The following is a 20,193-nucleotide window of genomic DNA, read 5'->3' as shown; positions in this document are numbered from 1 at the left end:
TTTTATCAGCACACTAGCTATTGGGAAAAGGGCCCGGCATTGCCGGGCCCTTCACCATTATCAGAACTTAGCGGAAAGGTGGCGAATAGATCAGACCACCTTCGGTCCACTGTGCGTTCAGACCACGCGCCAGACCGATTGGTGTGTTCTCACCGATGTTCTTTTCGAACAGTTCGCCATAGTTACCACCAGCAGCGATGGCGTTCTGTGCCCAGTTGGCGTCCAGACCCAGCATCGCGCCCAGCTCACCTTCGGTGCCCAGCAGACGGTTCACTTCGGGGTTGTCGGTGGGTGCAGCGGCCAGATCGTTGACATTGGTCGATGTCACGCCCAGTTCTTCGGCTGTGATCAGCGCGTTCAGCGTCCAACGGACCACATCACCCCATTCGCTGTCGCCGTGGCGGACAAGCGGGCCAAGTGGCTCTTTGGAAATGATTTCCGGCAGAAGCACGTGATCTGCAGGGTTTTCGAATGTGGCACGTGTCGCAGCCAGACCGGATGCGTCAGTGGTATAGACGTCGCAAGCGCCAGCCAGATACTGCTGCTGTGCTTCTGCGTTGGTTTCAATCGGCACAGGCTCGTAGCTGATGTTGTTGGTGCGGAAGAAATCCGCCAGGTTCAGCTCGGTCGTGGTGCCGGTCTGGATGCAGACAGTCGCGCCATCCAGATCCTTGGCCGAGTTCACGCCCAGTTCCTTGGGAACCATGAAGCCCTGACCGTCATAGTAGTTCACGCCATTGAATTCGAACTTCAGGTCAACGTCACGGCTGAAGGTCCATGTTGTGTTACGCGCCAGCATATCGATTTCACCAGACGCAAGCGCTGTGAAACGTGTCTGACCGGTGGTCGGCACAAACTCAACCGCGCTTGGATCACCAAAGATCGCAGCAGCAACGGCACGGCACATACCCACGTCGAAACCAGTCCAGACGCCGTTCGCGTCGGGGGCGGCAAAGCCAACCAGACCAGTTGTGACGCCGCAGTTCAGCGAGCCGCGGGCCTTGACATCATCAAGCGTTGCCGCCGAAGCCATGCTGGCAGCCAGACCAGCAACAGTCAGCGCGCCGAAAAATACGGTTCTTTTCATTTTTACCTCTTCCTGAGTTTCTGCCCCCATTCGGAGGCAGCCAATTTTTGTCCCGTCCCATTTAGACAGTCATGATGAATGAGAACGGTCACCCGTCTCAGCGTCCGTAGAGTGTGCGGAAACTGCTGATGAGGTCAAGGGTGAGCAACGGGAATCCGGGACAAAACGCCTAATAATTCGGCGAGAATTCGGGCGGCGCGCAATCACGCACCCGTTTTGGATGAGTCAAGCGAAAGCCGGTAAAATCTGGCCGCGTCGGAAAACGCCGTTTGCTTGATCAGCGCATGCGCTGTGGCCTCTTCATCCTCGCCCCATTGGGTGATCTGCCAGTCTTCGTCAACACGCGACAGCGTCCAGGCCTCCTGCGGTGTTAACCGACCACGCGTGACGGCAAGCGCCAGAATCAGGGATCCCGAAAGGCTGATCAGATCATGCGCCGCGGCGAGCGCGAAATTGTCAAACGCGGCCACTTCATCGGTCAATCGCTGCAGCACATCGGAATCCTGTGCCACATGCATGACCCCTTCGCCGACCCAAAGCCGGGCATTCAATGTCTCTGCCGCCCAATCCAGCAGCGGGTCCCAGCTTTCCGACTGCAACGCGATCAGCCGCGCCGGTCCTGCGGCGCGGTAACATAGCAGATCACTGTCACCATATTCCGCCAGCATCGCGATCACTTCATCGCGCTGGGGGCGCACCTTGTCGATGGCCGCATTGGCCCCGCGCGTCACTGGCATGGTGCGCGGATCAATCTGACCTTCCTGCGCATCCCATTCGGTGGCAACGGCCTCGGCCATGGCCAGCGTGGGCAGGACCAGATCAGCCTTGGCCGGGGTCTTGACCACGCGGTTGTCCAAATGCACCGCAAAACCGCCCGTGACAGGGGCGGTTGTAGCCTCGTTCCAGAAACGCTTGGCCTTCCAGTCGCTCATGATGATGACCCCGTCAGTTGATCAACCGCATCCGGCAACGCCGCAAAATCGTGGATCAGGATATCGGGACGCAGATCATCTGCTGGATGATACCCCCAGCTGACGCCAATCGTGCGCACGCCTGCGGCACGGCCCATATCCATATCGAATGTCGTATCGCCCAGCATGACCGCCGCTTGCGGCGATACGCCGGTCTCATTCAGCGCCGTCAGGATCATCGACGGGTTCGGCTTGGATGGATGGTGATCAGACACCTGTTCGCTGTGAAACACCCCCGTCAGCCCGTGGCGCTCCAGCGCCTTATCCAGACCCCGCCGGGATTTGCCCGTCGCAACCGCCAAAAGCGTATGATCCTGCGCCTGCAAAACCTCCAATGCCGCGCGCGCACCGGGGAAAAGCGGGCCAAGCTCCTTGTCCTGCGTCCGCAACCCGGCAAAGGCATCCTTGTACCCCGCCACCAGCCTGCCACGGCCCGCTGCATCCGCATCCGGGCAAAGGCGCATGAATGCCTCATCCAGTGACAAGCCCACGATGGAGAGTACGGCATTCCTGTCCGGCATCGCGATCCCCTCACCCGCAAAGGCAAGGGTCATGGCCGCCACGATTTCGGCCTGACTGTCGATCAGTGTGCCGTCGACATCGAAAATCACCAGTCGCAAATCACTCATCAGGCATATTGAACGGATCGACCGGGGCGTGGCCGACGACCCAACCGACGAAATCCCATGTTTTCTGCATATGATCCGGCAGCGGCGCGGTCAGATGCAGGCTCGCCCCCGTCGCAGGATGCTCAATCGTCAGACTGCGTGCATGCAAATGCATCTTGCGCCCAATCTCTGATCCCATGCCAGCACCCCAGCCATCGCCAAGGTTTTCCTGGCCGGAGCCGCCATATTTGCCATCACCAATGATCGGATGCCCAATCTCGGCCATATGCGCACGCAACTGATGGGTCCGACCCGTAATCGGCACCAGCGCGCACCAGGACGCCCGGCTGGCCAGCGTATCCATAACCGCATAGTCAGTCGTCGCTCGTTTCGCACCTTCAGTTGTCTCCACATCACGCGGATGCACGCAGCGCATCTTTTCATTCTCGCCCCCACGGCCATGGCCGGGTGCCTTGACCAGTCCGTATTTGATTGTCCCCGCGCGCGGATGCGGGACACCGGCAATCGCTGCCCAGTAAATCTTGCGCGTCTCGCGATGCTTCAGGTTCTCGGTCAATTGCTTTGCCATGGTCCGCGTCCGGGCCAGCAGCAACACGCCGGAAGTATCCTTGTCCAACCGATGCACCAGACGCGGCTTTTCATCGTAACCAAAGGTCAGCGCCTCGGCCATGCCATCCACATGGCGCGTCGTCTTTGACCCGCCTTGCGTGGCCAGCCCGGCTGGTTTGTTGATCGCGATGATATGGTCGTCGCGGTAGATCACGCATGACTGAATCAGCTTGGCATCCGCCTTGGTCACACCCTGCTTGGCCAGCGCGCGGACGGCGTCTGCCTCTGCTTCCGTTGGCAGGGGCGGAATCCGCACGGTCTGCCCGACCTCAAGCCGCGTGTTCGTCTTGACCCGGCCGCCATCGACACGCAATTCGCCCTTGCGGCACATCTTTTCAATGCGGCCTTGCGTCAGATGCGGAAACAGCCGACGCAGATACCGATCAACCCGCTGATCACCATCATCAGCGCCGATCACACGGGTCTGCACGCCACTCATGTCGCCATCCCCCGCGCAATCCACAAACCCAGACCGCAGGCCAAAATCGAAGCAACCACCGATCCCAGCACATAGCCGCCCGCCGCCGTCACCCGGCCTTCCTCAACCAGACGCAGCGCATCCAATGTGAAGGCCGAAAAGGTCGTGAACCCGCCCAGAACACCTGTCATTAGAAACGGCAACCAGTGCTGCAACCCTCGGTCCGCCAGATGCACCCAGATCACACCAATCGCAAATGACCCGATCACATTGACCGCCAGCGTGCCCAATGGAAACGCCACAACCAGCCCCACGAGATATCGCAGAACCGATCCAATTGCGCCGCCAAGGGCGACAGAGATTACAGGAGCCATCATGCGGGTGCCTTCGCCGGTTCGGGGCCGAATGTCAATTCTTGCCGCGCTTGGCACGCAGGCCCGCAAAGTAATCAACGCGCTTTTTCAACTCGCGCTCAAAGCCCCGGTCAACCGGCGTATAATAAACGCCGCGCTTCATGCCTTCCGGAAAATAGTTCTGCCCGGAAAACCCATCCTCTGCATCATGGTCATAGGCATAGCCCGCGCCAAACCCCTGTTCCTTCATCAGGCTGGTAGGGGCATTGAGGATATGGGCCGGCGGCGGCTCTGACCCGGTCTGCTTGGCCGCCTTCACTGCGCCCTTGTAAGCCACATAAGTGGCGTTCGATTTGGGGGCGAGAGCCAGATAAACCAGTGCTTGCGCCAAGGCGAGTTCGCCCTCCGGCGACCCCAGCCGTTCATACGTCTCCCAAGATTGCAGGCAAACCGCCTGCGCCTGCGGATCAGCCAGCCCGATATCCTCAACCGCCATGCGCGTGATCCGGCGGGCCAGAAACCGTGGGTCCTCGCCCCCCGCCAACATCCGGGCAAACCAGTAAAGCGCCGCATCCGGGTCCGACCCGCGCACCGACTTATGCAATGCGCTGATCAGATTGTAATGCTCGTCGCCCGACTTGTCGTACTTCGTCGCCCGCTTCATCAGCCGTTTGGTCAGATCATCGGTTGTCAGCTTGGCATCGGTCTTCCAGGCCGCAACCTGTTCAATCAAATTGAGCAAGGCACGCCCATCCCCGTCGGCCATTTCCAACAGCGCCTCGCGCGCCGGGCCGTCCAGCGGCAAGGGCTTGCCCAACTCCTTCTCCGCCCGCTGAGCAAGCAATTCGAGGTCCTTTAGATCCAGCCGTTTGAGGATAAAAACCTGCGCCCGGCTCAGTACAGCGGCGTTCAACTCAAAGCTCGGATTCTCGGTGGTCGCGCCCACCAGCAAGATCGTGCCATCCTCCATATGCGGCAAAAACCCATCCTGCTGCGCGTTGTTGAAGCGGTGGATTTCATCCACGAATAGCAATGTGCCCTTGCCATTCTGACGCCGCATCTTGGCTGCTTCGAACACTTTGCGCAGTTCCGGGACACCAGTGAAAATCGCGCTGATCTGGACGAAATGCAGATCGGTTTCATCCGCCAGCAACCGGGCAATCGTGGTCTTGCCCACACCCGGCGGGCCCCAGAAAATCAGCGACGACAGCGACCCGGAGGCCAGCATCGCACCCAAGGGCGCATCAGGCCCCAGCACCTGATCCTGCCCGATCACCTCCGCTAGTTTCGCCGGACGCAACCGGTCCGCCAACGGGCGTGGCGCATTATCAGGCACGGGTGCGCTGTCGAACAGATCGGCCATCAGGTGACCTCCGTCTCGCGCAAGGTGAACAGGTTCATGATCATCGCCCGTCAGGATATGTTCGGCCAGCGGGTCGATTGCAAGGGCGCGGATACGCCATTGCGGGATCGATTAGACCTCGCTGATCGGGTTTGGTCCGTCATAGGTCCAGCGATAGTCAGGCGGGGTCGGCCCCTTGTTCCGCCCGCCTTGCTGCATCTGCTCCCACGCATGGGCCAGAATGCCGACAGAGCGGGACAGGCAAAAGAGACCCCGGGCCAGCGGACCCGAAAACCCAAGTTCGGCATAAATCACCGCCGTCGCCCCGTCTATATTCATCGGCACAGGCTTGCCCGCGCGCTCGTTCAACACATCCTGCAACGCCTGCCCGATCTGGCCAAAACGTCCGCTGACCGTTCCGTCAGTGGCAGCTTGAGCCACAAGCGCCAGCAAGCGCGGGGCGCGCGGGTCCTCTGGCGTGTGAAACCGGTGCCCGAAACCTGGCAGATATTTCGAACGCTCGACCTGCCAGCGGTCAATCATCTGTGCGGTGGCTGCGTTGATCTCAAGACCATTCCGCATCGCATGGTCAATCCAGCCGTAAAGCTCCACCGCCTGTTCGCCCGCCCCGCCATGCACGTCGTCCAGCATGTTCACAGCTGATGCCATGGCCCCGTTCAACGGCACGCCACAGGTCACTGCCATACGGGCCGCCGCAATCGACGGGGCCTGCGGGCCATGATCGACCGCAGCCACCAGCGCGCATTCCAGCAGGTCCGCCTGCTGCGCCGTCGGCAGGTCACCGCGGGTCATCAGCCAGATCATCTGCGGAAATGTCACCGTTCCGATCAGCTCTTCAATCGGTCTTCCCCGCATTCTGATCTGACCCGGCGCCATATCGATAATGCTGGTTGTCCACCAATCTGACACATCACTGCGTTTGCCACTCATAACACCCCATCCTTCTTCAGCCGGGCAATTTCATCATCAGACAGGCCAAGTGCGCCCCAAATTTCTGCGTTGTGCTGGCCCAGAACCGGCGGCGGGGTCGGCACGGTCGGCGCATCGCCATCCAGTTTGATGCCTGTCGTGGCCAAGGCGATGTCACGTCCCACACCGGGAACATCCCCGTATTCTTGCAAAAATCCACGTTCGGTCACCTGCGGCATGCCCAAGATCTCGGGCACTGTCAGCACGGCACCCGCTGGAACACCGATCTGGTTCAGTTCCTTTGCCCAGTCGCGGGCAGACCGGGTCGCCAATGCCTGTTCCAGTTCAAGTTTCAGGGCGGCACGATGCGCCTTGCGCGCCTCGCGCGTCGCGTATTCCGGGCGTGTCTGCAACTCATCCACCCCCAACGCTTGCGTCAGCAACTGCCATTGTTCGTCCTTGTTCGCGGCAATGTTGATCAGCCCGTCACCGGTCCGGAAAGTCCCCGAGGGTGCGGATGTGACGTTTTCATTGCCGTTCGGCGTCGGTGCGACCCCGGCAATCAGATAGTTCGAAACTACCCAGCCCATCGACACCAGCACGGATTCCAGCATTGAGACATCAATGAAACTGCCCCGCGGGGTCGCATTCAGCGCGGCGGCAATGGCAAAGGCTGCCGTCATCCCGCCGACGGTATCAGCGACGGGATAACCCACGCGTAATGGCGCGCTGTCCTGATCACCGGTGATGGACATGACACCCGATGCGCCCTGAATGATCTGGTCATAGGCCGGGCGATGCATCCACGGGCCGTCCTGTCCAAACCCGGAAATGGCGCAATAGATCAATCTTGGCTGCACGGCTTGCAAGGCAGCATAATCCAACCCCAGCCGCGTCATGACGCCGGGCCGGAAATTCTCGACCAGCACATCGGCGGTTTCGACCAGCTTCAGAAACAGGGCCTTGCCTTCATCCTTCTTCAGGTTCAGCGTGACCGATTTCTTGCCCGCATTCTGCGCCAGAAAAGACACCCCCATATTGGCGGCACTCAGGTCAGGGTCGGCCCCCAACTGGCGAGCCAGATCACCCCGCCCGACCGCTTCGACCTTGATCACCTCGGCACCCAGATGGGCCAGATGATGGCAGCAGAACGGGCCAGCCAGCACATTGGTCAGGTCTAGGACACGAACGCCGTCCAACGGTTTGGACATCACATGCCTTTCTGCGGTTGCCAACCTTTTGGTTTCAAAGGGCAGACTGCGCCAGCCGGGGCGCGAAAGGCAAGTCAATGGGACAAAAGAAAAGCCCCGCACGATTGGCGGGGCTTGTCGGTCATCCGTGTGGCAGCGGCGACTTATTCGTCAGCGGCTTCCATCTCGGCTTCGCGGGCCTTGTCGGCAGCGCCTTTGGCGTCAACGTCGCGGTCGACGAATTCGATGATCGCCATCGGTGCCATGTCGCCATAGCGGAAACCGGCCTTCATGATGCGGATGTAGCCGCCCTGACGCTCGGCATAGCGTGGGCCGATCACGTCGAAGAGTTTGGCGACATGCATGTCCTGTTTCAGCTGGGCGTTGGCCTGACGGCGCGCGTGCAGATCGCCGCGCTTGCCAAGTGTGACCAGCTTTTCCACAACCCGGCGCAGTTCCTTGGCCTTGGGCAGTGTTGTCTTGATCTGCTCATGTTCGATGAGCGAGCCTGCCATATTCGCGAACAGCGCCTTGCGGTGTTCATGGGTGCGGTTCAGGCGGCGGTAACCTCTTGCGTGACGCATTTGATGTCTCCTTTAGATTTATACTTTGTCCAACGGTCTGATGCGTGCCAGCCGTATTATTGGGGCAGGATTGCCCAGATGTTCCCCACCAGCGTGGGCATTTGGGTAGGGTGGGGTTGAACCCCACCTTAGATTGTTAAAACTGGTCTTCGAACTTCTTGGCCAGATCCTCGATATTGTCCGGCGGCCAGTCCTCGACATCCATGCCAAGGTGCAGACCCATACCCGACAGCACTTCCTTGATTTCGTTCAGGGATTTGCGGCCGAAGTTCGGGGTGCGCAGCATTTCTGCTTCGGTCTTCTGGATCAGATCGCCAATATACACGATATTGTCGTTCTTCAGGCAGTTGGCCGAACGCACAGACAGTTCCAGCTCGTCCACTTTCTTCAGCAAAAGCGGGTTGAACTCCAGACCGTCATCATCGGCACCGGCAGATGCGCTTTCAGGCTCATCGAAGTTGACGAAGATCGACAACTGATCCTGCAGGATGCGGGCGGCATAAGCCACCGCATCGTCAGGGGTCAGCGACCCGTCGGTTTCCACCTTCATGGTCAGCTTGTCATAATCCAGCACCTGACCTTCGCGGGTCGGCTGCACGTCATAAGACACCTTTTTGACCGGCGAATAGATCGCATCGATCGACATCATGCCGATGGGCGCATCTTCCGGCTTGTTCTTGTCAGCGGCGACATAGCCCTTACCGGTGTTGACGGTCAGTTCCATGTAAAGATCGGCGCCATCGTCAAGGTGGCAGATCACGTGGTCCTTGTTAAGGATCTCGATACCGGCGGTCTCGGAGATATCAGCCGCCGTCACAACGCCAGGGCCCTTGGCCTGAACGCTCAGACGCTTGGGGCCTTCGACTTCCATGCGGATCGCGACACCTTTGAGGTTCAGCACGATGTCGGTGACGTCTTCACGCACACCCGAAACAGATGAAAACTCATGCAGCACATTGTCGATCTGCACAGCGGTGATCGCGGCGCCCTGCAGCGACGACATCAGGATACGGCGCAGGGCATTGCCCAGCGTCAGACCAAAGCCACGCTCCAGCGGTTCAGCGACAACAGTCGCCTGACGCATCGGATCATTGCCCGGTTTGACTTCCAATTGAGTTGGCTTGATCAACTCAGCCCAGTTCTTGTGGATCATATGTCCCTCCATACCAGTCTGCCTTCATGTCCAAAAAGGCAAACGCCCGAGGTTTCAAAATGACGGATTGGGGCCATGCGCATTGGCACGACCCCAAAGCGTTTGGGTAATTAGACGCGGCGACGCTTTGGCGGGCGGCAGCCGTTATGGGCCATTGGGGTCACGTCACGGATCGATGTGATGTTGAAACCAACAGCAGCCAGCGCACGCAACGCGCTTTCACGGCCGGAACCGGGGCCCTGCACTTCGACTTCCAGCGTTTTTACGCCGTGGTCCTGTGCTTTCTTGCCCGCATCTTCTGCAGCCATCTGGGCCGCATAAGGTGTGGATTTCCGCGATCCCTTGAAACCCATCGTGCCAGCGGACGACCATGCGATCGCGTTGCCCTGCACGTCAGAGATCAGGATCTTGGTGTTGTTAAACGAAGAATTCACATGAGCAACGCCAGCGGCGATGTTCTTGGAGACCTTCTTTTTGGTGCGTTTTGTATCGCGTGCCATCGATCAGCCTCCTTATTTCTTCTTGCCGGCAATGGCCTTTGCGGGGCCTTTGCGGGTGCGTGCGTTGGTGTGGGTCCGCTGACCGCGAACCGGCAGGTTGCGGCGGTGGCGCAAGCCACGGTAGCAGCCAAGGTCCATCAGACGCTTGATGTTCATCTGTGTCTCGCGACGCAGGTCACCTTCGACGGTCAGGTTGCCGTCGATATATTCACGAATGGCCAGCACTTCGGCATCGGACAATTCGTTCACGCGACGGGACCGGTCGATCTTGACCGCTTCGCAGATTTCTTCGGCCTTAGCGTTGCCAATACCGGTGATGTAAGTGAGGGCGATTGGAACCCGCTTTCCAGTGGGTATGTTTACGCCGGCAATACGTGCCACGTGTGCATTTCCTTTTCGTTGCGGGTCCGTCATTCCAGACCCTTTTTTCACAACGTAAGCCCGGAGCGTTTGGGCGCCGGGCTGCGTCATATCCAGGTAGTCTGCGGTGGTGGGCGCGACCCTTGACCGCAAATTGATTCTCTTGCGAGATGGCGCTGTTTAGGGGGCATCGCCCTGATGGTCAATAGGTGCCTGCAGGGGCGATGGATTTTCGAGAAAATCCATCTGTCAGACAAAATTTTCGCGAAAATTTTGCCGCCTCAGCGCAATGCAGCCGCAATACTCGCCGCAACCTCATCCATGCTGGCCAGACCATCCACCGATTTCAGATCGCCCTTGGCGTAATAATAGCCCACCAACGGGCTGGTCTGCTTATAATAGGCCATCAAACGGGTGCGCAGGCTCTCTTCATTATCATCTGCACGGCGCTCAATCCGGGTCGACCCGCAGTTCACACATTTGCCGTCATCCGGGATCGGTTTGGTTTTGTCATTATAGACTTCACCGCAATCCTTGCAGGTCGCCCGGGCCGTGATCCGGTCCACAAGCGCATCATCGTCAACCTGCATCTCGATCACGGCATCAAGGTTTTCGCCCATATCGACCAGCAACCGGCCCAGCGCATCTGCCTGCGCCAAAGTGCGCGGGAAGCCATCAAAGATATAGCCGCCGCCGCCCTGATCGTTTTCCAACTGCTCGCGGATCAGACCGATCACGATATCATCGGTCACCAGTTCGCCCCGGTCCATGACATCGGCAACCATCTTACCCATTTCGGTCCCGCTGGTCCGGGCGGCCCGCAACATGTCACCGGTGCTCAGCTGCACCATGTTGCGTTCGTCCACCAGCCTGCGCGCCTGTGTACCCTTACCCGCCCCCGGCGGCCCCAGCAGTATGATATTCATTTACGCGATGGTCCTTTGCGTTTCCCTGCACCGCGCTTACCACGCAGTTGCGACTTCTCAATCAGACCTTCGTACTGGTGGGCCACCAGATGGGACTGGATCTGCTGGATGGTATCCATCCCGACAGACACGATAATCAGCACCGATGTGCCGCCAAAGTAAAACGGAATGGCCAATTGCGCGCGGATAATTTCGGGCAGCAATGCCACCAGCGCCAGATAGCCGGAGCCAAGAACAAGGATGCGGGTGACCACGTAGTCAAGATATTCCTGGGTCTTCTTGCCGGGGCGAATACCAGGCACGAACCCGTTCTGGTTTTTCAGGTTCTCGGCCACATCCTCGGTCTTGAACGCCACTTCGCGGGTATAGAAATACGTGAAGAAGATGATCATGCCGCCAAAGAAGATCAGGTAAAGCGGCTGGCCGGGGCCGAAATAGGCCAGAATGGTCGACATGATCGGGCTGGCCGATCCGCCGCTGAATGTGCTGATCGTGGTCGGCAACAGCAACAGGGCCGATGCAAAGATCGCCGGGATCACACCCGCCGGGTTCACCTTGATCGGCAGGTGGCTGGACGATCCGTCATAAATCTTCTGGCCACGCTGCTGGCGCGGGTACTGGATGTGTATCTTGCGCAGGGACCGCTCCATGAAGACCACAAAGGTCAGCACCACCAGCACCATCACAATGATGCCGACAATCACCACAGGGCTGATCGCACCCGACCGGCCCTGGGACAGAAACTGCGCCATGGCCGCTGGAATTTCGGCAATGATGCCCACAAAGATGATCAGCGAAATACCATTGCCGATGCCACGCGCAGTGATCTGTTCACCCAGCCACATCAGGAACATACAGCCACCGACGATGGTGATCACACAGGCCGCACGAAAGAACATGCCCGGATCAGACGCCAAACCGCCTGCCTCAAGACTGACGGCGAGACCGTAAGCCTGCGCTGTGGCCAGCGCGACGGTGCCATAGCGGGTATACTGGTTCAGCTTCCGCCGTCCCTGCTCACCCTCTTTCTTGAGGTTCTTCAATGGCTCCCACATGGAGCCCAGCAGCTGCACTACGATCGACGCAGAAATATACGGCATAATGCCAAGCGCAAAGATCCCCATACGGGACAAGGCGCCACCGGTGAACATCGACAGGATGCCACCAATTCCGGTCGCCGCCTCTTCCATAAACTGGCGCAAAGCCAGACCGTCGATGCCAGGGATCGGGATATAGGTACCAAGGCGGTAAACCATCAGCAGCCCGATGGTAAACAAGATGCGTTGCCGCAGTTCAGTTGCTTTGCCGAAGGCGCTCCAACTGATGTTGGCGGCCATTTGCTCTGCTGCAGAAGCCATATGGGTCTCTTTTTATAAAAAACGCCGCCAGCGGGTCCCCCGATTGGCGGCGTTTGGGAAAACTTGAGTGGTTATGTAGGCGACCGGGCGGTCACCCACAAGGTTTTACTCAGCCGCTGCCGGGGTTGTGACGGTGAGTGAGCCGCCGGCCTTTTCGACAGCTTCGATGGCGCCCTTGGAGGCACCGGTCACCGTGATCTTGGCCTTGGCCTTGAACTCACCCTTGGCCAGCACGCGGATGCCGTCCTTTTTGCGGCGCACCAGACCGGACGCGATCAGCGCGTCTTCGGTGATGTCGGCCTTGGCGTCCAGTTTGCCTTCGTCGATGAATTTCTGGATCAGGCCCAGGTTGACGACGGCAAATGTCTTGCGGTTGATGTTGTTGAAGCCGCGCTTTGGCAGGCGCTGGTAGAGCGGCATCTGGCCGCCTTCATAACCCTTGATCGCCACGCCCGAGCGCGATTTCTGACCTTTGATACCACGGCCACCGGTCTTACCCATGCCGGAACCGGGACCGCGACCAATACGCTTCTTGCGCTGTGTGGCGCCCGGGTTGTCAGACAGTTCATTCAGTTTCATGTCGCTTCTCCTTTGGCCGGAACTACCCCCCAGCGACGGGAGCGGGCAAACACGGCGTTTCAGACTGAGTCGGGGCAGAGGCCAGCCGACCTGCGGCGTATAGACCGTTGTAGTGGGTCAGGCAAGCACCAAGGTATAGTTGCTAGAGGGCATAGTGAAGATGCCGAGGGAATGTCTCGATCTTTCGACGTCTCCACCAATTTCTACTGTTCGACCTTTTCGAGAACCACGGCAAATTCATGGGAGTTGACCCGCGTTCCGAAGACCCGCATCGGGCGTAGTTTGCAGTATCCATTGTCCGCCATGTAATTGAAAATCATCCGGAAACCTTCTGGCGTGAATTGCCAAGCGTGGCAATCGACATAGGTGCCTTTTGAGTCATCGATCTGCTCCAGGATATCCTTCAGTTGTAATTCTTCTGTATAATAGCGAGGCTTGCCATGATCGCCTGCCCAATGTCGACGAGGCTCATTATGGGTCAACAGCAAGTTGGCGTGCAGCAGACTACGACTGGAATGAAAGGTGTGTTTTTCGACGTAAGCCCGCAATACGTCTGCGATTGATGTTTCGGGCAAAAAGTGATCGAAACAAAAGCGTTTGTCCGGCAGGAACAGATAGTAGTGTCCCCCATCGTTAAGGATATCGAACACTTGGTTAAAGTGCCTGATGATATCTGGCGTATGCTCAGCGCAATGGCTGCTATAAACGACGTCGAAACGCTCGGAAATAATTGACAGGTCGCCGATCGGCGAAACGTAGTCGATATGACCAATCCGTTTCTCGGATACGCCCAGCTTACGTGCTCGCGCTCGAAGCGCCTCGGTGTCCAACACGTCGAATGTTTTCACATTTGGGCCGGTCAAGAATGGATTATGCCAAGGCGCAATTTCCAGTGTTGGAACGTCACGTGGGACAATGTCAGCAAAAACTGATCTCTTCGAACCCATTGATCCGCTGCCGTACGTTCTACCATACCAAAGATAGTTCAACGCTGGGCCCAATCTGAGCCTTTTGATGTCAGACCAAACAGAGTAACGGAGCGACTGTTCACTCGGGATTGTGTTTCTGGCTTTCATGCTACAAATCGTCCAACCAATTTTGATATACCGCGCGATTTTGGACTGCAGATGAACACGCCATGCTCAAAATTAAAACGCCCCTGGTTTCCCAAGGACGTTTTATCATTCTGAATTGCGCGCCTCAGCGCACCTTACCGTTACCCGCGCTCTTCGATGATCTCGACGAGGTGAGAGATGGAGTTGACCATACCGCGCACGGAAGGTGTGTCTTCCAGCTCGCGAGTGCGGTTCATCTTGTTCAGGCCCAGACCGATCAGCGTGGCACGCTGCTTTTCGGGGCGACGGATCGGGGAGCCGATCTGCTTGACGACGATAGTTTTTGCCATGTCAGTGTCTCCTTACGCGTCTGCGGTGGCTTCAGCGGCGGTGGTGTTGTGGGCCACATCGCTTTGCTGGTCGACAACGTCCCGCTTGGGCAGAATGTCGGCAACCTTCTTGCCACGACGCTGGGCGACGTTGCGTGGGGATTGCTCTTTGCTCAAGCCGTTCATGGTGGCACGGATCATGTTGTAGGGGTTCTGCGACCCGATGGATTTGGACACAACGTCCTGTACACCCAACATTTCGAACACGGCACGCATTGGACCACCGGCGATGATCCCGGTACCAACCGGCGCCTGACGCATAACCACTTTACCGGCGCCATGACGGCCTTCGATATCGTGGTGCAGGGTCCGGCCGTCGCGCAGGGCGACGCGGATCATCTGGCGCTTGGCCTGCTCCGTGGCCTTGCGGATCGCCTCGGGGACTTCTTTCGCCTTGCCCTTGCCGAAACCGACGCGGCCTTTCTGATCGCCAACAACGACGAGAGCGGCAAAGCCAAAGCGCTTACCACCTTTGACGGTCTTGGACACCCGGTTGATGGCGACCAGACGGTCGGCAAACTCTGGGGTCTGTTCTTCACGGTTGCGGCCACGGCCGCGGTTGTCACGTTCTGCCATTGATGGCGTCCTTTGTTTCGATGGGCTCCCGCCCGGTTGTCCGATCCAAGTGGCCGAAGCCCCAGATCATCGAGGGTGGGTTTCACCCACCCTACAGGATGTTGGTAGGGTGGGTGAAACCCACCGCACCGTTTAGATTTTCAAACCACCTTCACGGGCTGCATCGGCCAAAGCCTTGATCTTGCCGTGAAAGAGGAACCCACCGCGGTCGAAATACGCAACCTCGACACCGGCTTTCTTGGCGCGTTCCGCGATTGCGGCACCCACTTTCGAAGCGGCTTCGACGTTGTTCTTGCCAACCACGCCCAGATCCTTTTCGAGCGATGAAGCCGAGGCCAACGTGACCCCGTTCACATCGTCGATCAGCTGGACGCTGATGTTCTTGTTGCTGCGATGTACCGACAGACGGGCGCGGCCCTGATTGGCGGTCACACCGCGCAGCTTGTTCCGAACGCGCATACGGCGCTTCAGAAACAGTTGTCTCTTGCTGTTTGCCATTTTTGCGGTCCTTACTTCTTCTTACCTTCTTTGCGGAAGATATATTCGCCTTTGTACTTGATACCCTTGCCCTTGTAGGGCTCGGGCTTGCGCCATTCACGGATATTCGCCGCGACCTGGCCCACAAGCTGCTCGTCGATACCTTCCACGGTGATTTCGGTCTGCTTGGGGGCGGTCACTGTGACGCCTGCAGGCACTTCGAAATCGACATCGTGGCTATAGCCCAGCGACAGTTTCAGGGTGTTGCCCTGCATCTGCGCCCGGTAACCCACGCCCGACAGCTCCAGCTCTTTCTTGAAGCCTTCGGATACGCCGGTGGCCAGGTTGGCGACCATTGTGCGGCTCATGCCCCACTGCTGGCGCGCGCGCTTGGATTTGCCGCGAGGTTCGACAGTGACGACATTGCCATCAACGCTGATGGTCACATCGTCAGTGGCCTTGAAGCTGCGGGTCCCCTTGGGGCCTTTCACTTCAACGGTCTGACCTGACACGCTGGCGGTGACGCCAGAGGGCAGCTCAATCGGTTTTTTACCAATACGAGACATGATTTCCCCTTAGAATACAGTGCAGAGCACTTCGCCGCCAATATTGGCCGCCCGTGCATTTGCATCCGACATCACACCCTTGGAGGTGGAGACAATCGACACACCCAGGCCCTGACGGACGGAAGGCAGGTCATTGGCACCCAGATACACGCGACGACCGGGTTTTGAGACCCGCTTGACTTCGCGAATGACAGGGGCGCCCTCGTAATACTTCAGGCTGATTTCGAAAGCAGGATGGCCGTCTTTGCCGTCCTTCTTTTCGTAGCCGCGGATGTAGCCTTCGTCGGACAGCACATCCAGGACCCAAGCGCGCAGCTTGGAGGCAGGTGTTTCCACCGTGCTTTTGCCGCGCATCTGGCCGTTGCGGATACGGGTCAGCATATCACCGATAGGATCGTTCATATCATATGCTCCTTACCAGCTTGACTTGACCATGCCGGGGATTTCGCCATTGGACCCAAGGTCCCGCAGCGCGATCCGGCTGATCTTCAGTTTACGGTAATAGGCGTGTGGACGCCCGGTGAGCTGGCAACGGTTGTGCAGACGGGTTGCCGAAGAGTTGCGGGGCAGTTTTGCCAATTCAAGGGATGCCTTGAACCGCTCTTCGACGGGCTTGTCGCGGTCGTTGATGATCGCCTTCAGCGCGGCGCGCTTTTCAGCGTACTGGGCCACCAGCTTTTCGCGCTTCTTCTCGCGCTCGATCATGGATTTCTTAGCCATATCTAATCTCTCCCTGGCGCTTAGCTGTTGAATGGCATGTTGAAGGCTTTCAACAATGCTTTTGCTTCAGCGTCAGTGTTCGCTGTGGTGCAGATGACGATGTCCATTCCCCACATCTCATCAACTTTATCAAAGTTGATTTCGGGGAACACGATGTGCTCTTTCAGGCCGGTGGCATAGTTGCCGCGGCCATCAAAAGACTTGCCCGACACGCCGCGGAAGTCGCGGATACGGGGCATGGCCACTGTGATCAGACGATCCAGGAATTCATACATCCGGTCGCCGCGCAATGTGACCTTGGCACCCAGAGGCATGTCCTCGCGGACGCGGAAACCGGCGATCGATTTCTTGGCCTTGGTTGTCATGGCTTTCTGACCGGCGATGGTGGTCAGGTCTTCCTGGGCTGACTTGGCTTTCTTGCTGTCACGGACAGCTTCGGCACCGCAGCCAATGTTCAGAACGATCTTGTCCAAACGTGGGATCTGCATGTCATTCTTATAGCCGAACTCTTCCTTCATCGACGCACGAACGGTCGACGCATAAAGAGCCTTCAGGCGGGGGGTATAGTTTGCAGCGTCAAGCATCAGATCGCATCCCCTGTTGTCTTGGCGAAACGGACCTTGTTGTCGCCATCCATACGGAAGCCGACGCGAGACGCCTTGCCATTTGCATCAACAATCGCGAGGTTGCTCAGCTGGATCGGCATCGCCTTCGGCGTGCGGCCACCCTGAGATTGCGCAGACTGTTTCACATGACGGATCGAGATGTTGATCCCGTCCACGATGGCCTTGCCGGATTTCGGGTCAACCGACGAAATCTCGCCTGTCTTGCCCTTGTCCTTGCCGGCCAGCACGATGACCTTGTCACCTTTGCGGAGTTTGGCAGCCATCACAGCACCTCCGGAGCAAGCGAGATAATTTTCATGAAGTTCTTGGCGCGCAACTCGCGAACAACCGGGCCAAAGATACGTGTACCGATCGGCTCATTATTGTTGTTGAGGATGACAGCAGCGTTGCTGTCAAAGCGGATGGCGGTGCCATCTTCGCGGCGAACTTCTTTGGCGGTGCGTACGACGACGGCCTTGCGGACGTCACCTTTCTTTACGCGACCACGTGGAATGGCTTCCTTCACCGATACGACGATAATGTCACCGACACTCGCGTAACGACGGTGGGAACCACCCAGAACCTTGATGCACTGAACACGGCGGGCGCCGCTGTTATCAGCTACATCCAGATTGGTCTGCATCTGGATCATTTGGTTTCTCCCGACCTTTGGGGATATGTCCGATTTCCGACCGGACCCCCAGGGTTTCGTTGAACCAGGCTGTTACTGCTTAAGAAGCAATAACCTCCCAGCGTTTGGTTTTCGATTTCGGCGCACATTCCTGGATACGGACGGTGTCACCAACGTTGAAAGCGTTGTTTTCGTCGTGGGCCCGGTATTTCTTGGACTTACGGACGGTCTTTTGCAGCAGCGGGTGCTTGAAACGGCGCTCGACCTGAACAGTGACGGTCTGGGCGTTCTGGTTGCTTGTCACAACCCCTTGCAGGATACGCTTAGGCATACTCTCAAGCCTCCGATGCGGCCGCTGCGGCCTTTTCGTTCAGAATGGTTTTGACTTTCGCGGCGTTCCGGCGGGCGGCACGCATCGCGGCAGTGTTTTCAAGCTGGCCGGTGGCCTGCTGGAAGCGCAGGTTAAAGGCTTCTTTCTTCAGATTGGTCAACTCTTCACGGAGCTGATCGGGAGTTTTCTCCCGCAGTTCTTTGGCATTCATTGCCTTGTCCTTTCAACATCACCGGCAGGCCGCTACGCAAGCGTGACCCGATTCCCGGTGGAGTGGGTGTAGAAGTGGGCCGTATAGGGGGGGATGGTTGGGTTGGCAAGAGTTATTACTGTTGAAAATCGACCGCGACGCGGTATCCGTGAAGAACAGATCACAGGAGGCGATGCAATTGCGCTGGTCCAAGCTAAAACAACAGTTAGAAGTCCGCTTCGCGCATGCATTACAGGGTCGCCTTTCTGTTGAACTCACGAAGTATTCCAAGCCGACGCGCAGCGAGAATGGCGAGTTCTTTGTCTTGCTGGACAACAAGAAGATCTTTTCAGCGTCCGAATATGCAGCGTACAGAGACAGCGCCGGACAATACTACCGCCAGCCTGAAGACTTTGATGCGCACGGCATCACGACGGAATTCAGGGCATACGATGATCTTCACCAGTCCCTCAGTTGGTCGATAGACGAGTTTGCATCGAAGCCCAATCCACTCCTAAGAGGACTCGCGACTGCGGATAGCCGGTTTGGCCGTCGCCGCCTGGCCGAAGTCAGGATTGATGAGGAGAACCCGTTTGTGGTTGAAATCGTGAATGCCCGTTTGGCAAAGGCGACCGGTCCAGCCGTCTTGCCCGGACGGTAGGTCGGGCGCTGCCCTCAGCACTATTACGCAACGCAGTCCCGGACTTGATCCGGGACCTCATACCAAACGTTGCCCCTACCAACCCCACGCCCGTCCGGGGCATAGGAAACAGCTCGCGGGGAAACGCCACCCCACCCTTTCCTTCTAATTGACAAACATCAATCTGCCCGGCCCGCGCCGCATTACGCTTGAAAGGCCCAGGCACCGCCATGCCTTATTCACTGTCCCGTATTGGCGGCAACCATGATGCAGATAAGCGTCATATCAATAGCCTGGGCCAGACACGTCTATATAGGAGAAAACGATGTTTAGAATTAAAACTACGCTGGCATGTCTCGTGGCTATTGGCTCGGCCGGTTTCGCTTTCGCAGACACTTCTTATTTCCAACTCGACCACACCATTGAAGCGGGCGACCAGATTGATCTGGGCACCGTTCGGGCCGATGATGGTGGCACGCTGGAGCTTTATTCCTTCCACTGCGGCACCAAGGGCGAATTGCTGGCGACAGAATCGCTATTGCCCGGCGTGAATGAAAACGTGCGCATGGATGTCGGCCTTGGCGCACCAAGCGAAGTGCTGGCCGTGATCAATAAGGATGGTCAGGAACTGGCCTATCAGATTTTCACCCTGCGGTGATATCGTCATGCCGGGTGTTCCGACATCCGGCATCGTCCCATATAGCCGAAGGCCGCATGAAAAGCTGTGCGGCCTTCAGGTTGTTCCCCGAGCGGATCAATCAGCTGTATGTCTTAACGCCGCATTCACACTTGCACCGTGCGCCGCGTTAAACCGGCAAAATCGCCCAAAAGGGTCCGACGCAAGTCCGACGTTTTGCCGACGCGATGCCGACCGCTCATTTTCGCCAAAACCCCAGTATTAACTGATGATTCGCAAAAACGGCCCTGTCGGGGTGTTGCGCGCCCGTCTGCCCCCCACCGAACGTTGCGGACCCCCGCACGCAAAACACCCGCCCGAGGTAACCGGGCGGGTGTTTCAACAGCG

At 58.0% G+C, this 20,193-nt stretch carries 29 protein-coding genes; 2 read left to right on the top strand and 27 right to left on the bottom strand.

What is annotated here, in order from left to right; genetic code table 11:
• Positions 1-67 precede the first annotated feature (67 nt).
• The 27 genes from ACFWW4_RS19895 to rpmC form a co-directional block, all read right to left on the bottom strand.
• Positions 68-1,087, bottom strand: coding sequence for an amino acid ABC transporter substrate-binding protein (locus ACFWW4_RS19895; protein WP_393927281.1), 1,020 nt, complete (start codon positions 1,085-1,087; stop codon positions 68-70).
• A 203-nt stretch (positions 1,088-1,290) separates the two neighbouring features.
• Entirely contained in the window at positions 1,291-2,019 is a 729-nt protein-coding gene (locus ACFWW4_RS19890) for an ATP12 family chaperone protein (RefSeq protein ID WP_411892437.1), read from the bottom strand.
• The gene (locus ACFWW4_RS19885) at positions 2,016-2,687 is read right to left on the bottom strand and encodes an HAD-IA family hydrolase (RefSeq protein WP_411892436.1); all 672 of its coding nucleotides are present in this window, start codon (positions 2,685-2,687) and stop codon (positions 2,016-2,018) included. Before ACFWW4_RS19885 ends, ACFWW4_RS19890 begins: the two co-directional genes overlap by 4 nt.
• Positions 2,680-3,735: an RluA family pseudouridine synthase gene (locus tag ACFWW4_RS19880; RefSeq protein ID WP_411892435.1), complete on the bottom strand. Its 1,056-nt coding sequence runs from the start codon at positions 3,733-3,735 to the stop codon at positions 2,680-2,682. The genes ACFWW4_RS19885 and ACFWW4_RS19880 overlap by 8 nt, the downstream gene beginning before the upstream one ends.
• Positions 3,732-4,091 carry a fluoride efflux transporter CrcB gene (gene crcB, locus ACFWW4_RS19875; RefSeq protein ID WP_411892434.1) on the bottom strand — a complete coding sequence of 120 codons (360 nt, stop codon included), beginning with the start codon at positions 4,089-4,091 and terminating at the stop codon, positions 3,732-3,734. Before crcB ends, ACFWW4_RS19880 begins: the two co-directional genes overlap by 4 nt.
• A 31-nt stretch (positions 4,092-4,122) precedes the next feature.
• The gene (locus tag ACFWW4_RS19870; protein ID WP_411892433.1) at positions 4,123-5,430 is read right to left on the bottom strand and encodes a replication-associated recombination protein A; all 1,308 of its coding nucleotides are present in this window, start codon (positions 5,428-5,430) and stop codon (positions 4,123-4,125) included.
• Between the two features lie 111 nt (positions 5,431-5,541).
• Entirely contained in the window at positions 5,542-6,360 is an 819-nt protein-coding gene (locus ACFWW4_RS19865) for a citryl-CoA lyase (RefSeq protein ID WP_411892432.1), read from the bottom strand.
• Positions 6,357-7,550: a CaiB/BaiF CoA transferase family protein gene (locus tag ACFWW4_RS19860; RefSeq protein ID WP_411892431.1), complete on the bottom strand. Its 1,194-nt coding sequence runs from the start codon at positions 7,548-7,550 to the stop codon at positions 6,357-6,359. Before ACFWW4_RS19860 ends, ACFWW4_RS19865 begins: the two co-directional genes overlap by 4 nt.
• Before the next feature lie 143 nt (positions 7,551-7,693).
• On the bottom strand, positions 7,694-8,113 hold the full coding sequence (gene rplQ, locus ACFWW4_RS19855) for a 50S ribosomal protein L17 (RefSeq protein WP_393927369.1): 420 nt from the start codon (positions 8,111-8,113) through the stop codon (positions 7,694-7,696).
• Positions 8,114-8,249: 136 nt separating this feature from the next.
• Positions 8,250-9,266 carry a DNA-directed RNA polymerase subunit alpha gene (locus ACFWW4_RS19850; protein ID WP_393927371.1) on the bottom strand — a complete coding sequence of 339 codons (1,017 nt, stop codon included), beginning with the start codon at positions 9,264-9,266 and terminating at the stop codon, positions 8,250-8,252.
• A 110-nt stretch (positions 9,267-9,376) separates the two neighbouring features.
• Positions 9,377-9,766 (bottom strand): 30S ribosomal protein S11, encoded by a 390-nt coding sequence (rpsK, locus tag ACFWW4_RS19845; protein ID WP_019953332.1) that lies wholly within the window; start codon positions 9,764-9,766, stop codon positions 9,377-9,379.
• A gap of 12 nt (positions 9,767-9,778) precedes the next feature.
• Positions 9,779-10,147 carry a 30S ribosomal protein S13 gene (gene rpsM / locus ACFWW4_RS19840; RefSeq protein ID WP_393927374.1) on the bottom strand — a complete coding sequence of 123 codons (369 nt, stop codon included), beginning with the start codon at positions 10,145-10,147 and terminating at the stop codon, positions 9,779-9,781.
• 260 nt (positions 10,148-10,407) lie between these two features.
• Entirely contained in the window at positions 10,408-11,052 is a 645-nt protein-coding gene (locus ACFWW4_RS19835) for an adenylate kinase (RefSeq protein WP_393927376.1), read from the bottom strand.
• Positions 11,049-12,410, bottom strand: a complete 1,362-nt coding sequence (gene secY, locus ACFWW4_RS19830) for a preprotein translocase subunit SecY (RefSeq protein ID WP_411892430.1) — start codon at positions 12,408-12,410, stop codon at positions 11,049-11,051. Before secY ends, ACFWW4_RS19835 begins: the two co-directional genes overlap by 4 nt.
• Positions 12,411-12,515: 105 nt before the next feature.
• Positions 12,516-12,989 (bottom strand): 50S ribosomal protein L15, encoded by a 474-nt coding sequence (rplO, locus tag ACFWW4_RS19825; protein ID WP_411892429.1) that lies wholly within the window; start codon positions 12,987-12,989, stop codon positions 12,516-12,518.
• A gap of 203 nt (positions 12,990-13,192) precedes the next feature.
• Complete coding sequence (locus ACFWW4_RS19820; RefSeq protein ID WP_411892428.1) at positions 13,193-13,978, bottom strand: class I SAM-dependent methyltransferase; 786 nt, start codon at positions 13,976-13,978, stop codon at positions 13,193-13,195.
• Between the two features lie 227 nt (positions 13,979-14,205).
• On the bottom strand, positions 14,206-14,394 hold the full coding sequence (gene rpmD, locus ACFWW4_RS19815; protein ID WP_393927386.1) for a 50S ribosomal protein L30: 189 nt from the start codon (positions 14,392-14,394) through the stop codon (positions 14,206-14,208).
• 12 nt (positions 14,395-14,406) lie between these two features.
• Positions 14,407-15,009 (bottom strand): 30S ribosomal protein S5, encoded by a 603-nt coding sequence (gene rpsE / locus ACFWW4_RS19810; RefSeq protein WP_393927388.1) that lies wholly within the window; start codon positions 15,007-15,009, stop codon positions 14,407-14,409.
• A gap of 132 nt (positions 15,010-15,141) precedes the next feature.
• Positions 15,142-15,507, bottom strand: coding sequence for a 50S ribosomal protein L18 (gene rplR, locus ACFWW4_RS19805; protein WP_411892427.1), 366 nt, complete (start codon positions 15,505-15,507; stop codon positions 15,142-15,144).
• A gap of 11 nt (positions 15,508-15,518) precedes the next feature.
• The gene (gene rplF / locus ACFWW4_RS19800; protein WP_393927392.1) at positions 15,519-16,052 is read right to left on the bottom strand and encodes a 50S ribosomal protein L6; all 534 of its coding nucleotides are present in this window, start codon (positions 16,050-16,052) and stop codon (positions 15,519-15,521) included.
• Positions 16,053-16,061: 9 nt separating this feature from the next.
• The gene (gene rpsH / locus ACFWW4_RS19795) at positions 16,062-16,454 is read right to left on the bottom strand and encodes a 30S ribosomal protein S8 (RefSeq protein WP_393927394.1); all 393 of its coding nucleotides are present in this window, start codon (positions 16,452-16,454) and stop codon (positions 16,062-16,064) included.
• A 12-nt stretch (positions 16,455-16,466) separates the two neighbouring features.
• Positions 16,467-16,772 (bottom strand): 30S ribosomal protein S14, encoded by a 306-nt coding sequence (rpsN, locus tag ACFWW4_RS19790; protein ID WP_339955412.1) that lies wholly within the window; start codon positions 16,770-16,772, stop codon positions 16,467-16,469.
• A gap of 20 nt (positions 16,773-16,792) precedes the next feature.
• Positions 16,793-17,356: a 50S ribosomal protein L5 gene (gene rplE / locus ACFWW4_RS19785; RefSeq protein WP_393927398.1), complete on the bottom strand. Its 564-nt coding sequence runs from the start codon at positions 17,354-17,356 to the stop codon at positions 16,793-16,795.
• Positions 17,356-17,661 (bottom strand): 50S ribosomal protein L24, encoded by a 306-nt coding sequence (rplX, locus tag ACFWW4_RS19780; protein WP_411892426.1) that lies wholly within the window; start codon positions 17,659-17,661, stop codon positions 17,356-17,358. The genes rplE and rplX overlap by 1 nt, the downstream gene beginning before the upstream one ends.
• Positions 17,661-18,029 carry a 50S ribosomal protein L14 gene (gene rplN, locus ACFWW4_RS19775; RefSeq protein WP_108813549.1) on the bottom strand — a complete coding sequence of 123 codons (369 nt, stop codon included), beginning with the start codon at positions 18,027-18,029 and terminating at the stop codon, positions 17,661-17,663. Before rplN ends, rplX begins: the two co-directional genes overlap by 1 nt.
• 79 nt (positions 18,030-18,108) lie before the next feature.
• Positions 18,109-18,339: a 30S ribosomal protein S17 gene (gene rpsQ, locus ACFWW4_RS19770; protein WP_019953317.1), complete on the bottom strand. Its 231-nt coding sequence runs from the start codon at positions 18,337-18,339 to the stop codon at positions 18,109-18,111.
• A gap of 4 nt (positions 18,340-18,343) precedes the next feature.
• Complete coding sequence (rpmC, locus tag ACFWW4_RS19765; RefSeq protein ID WP_393927403.1) at positions 18,344-18,550, bottom strand: 50S ribosomal protein L29; 207 nt, start codon at positions 18,548-18,550, stop codon at positions 18,344-18,346.
• 97 nt (positions 18,551-18,647) lie between these two features.
• On the opposite strand from rpmC, the gene ACFWW4_RS19760 reads away from it, so the two are divergent.
• Both ACFWW4_RS19760 and ACFWW4_RS19755 read left to right on the top strand, forming a co-directional pair.
• The gene (locus ACFWW4_RS19760; protein ID WP_411892425.1) at positions 18,648-19,190 is read left to right on the top strand and encodes a hypothetical protein; all 543 of its coding nucleotides are present in this window, start codon (positions 18,648-18,650) and stop codon (positions 19,188-19,190) included.
• A gap of 304 nt (positions 19,191-19,494) precedes the next feature.
• Positions 19,495-19,827 carry a hypothetical protein gene (locus ACFWW4_RS19755; RefSeq protein ID WP_393927407.1) on the top strand — a complete coding sequence of 111 codons (333 nt, stop codon included), beginning with the start codon at positions 19,495-19,497 and terminating at the stop codon, positions 19,825-19,827.
• Positions 19,828-20,193 lie beyond the last annotated feature (366 nt).

The sequence above is a fragment of the Yoonia sp. SDW83-1 genome, from assembly GCF_046762885.1.
Lineage (GTDB): Bacteria > Pseudomonadota > Alphaproteobacteria > Rhodobacterales > Rhodobacteraceae > Yoonia.
This window is presented reverse-complemented; position numbering and strand designations above follow the sequence as displayed.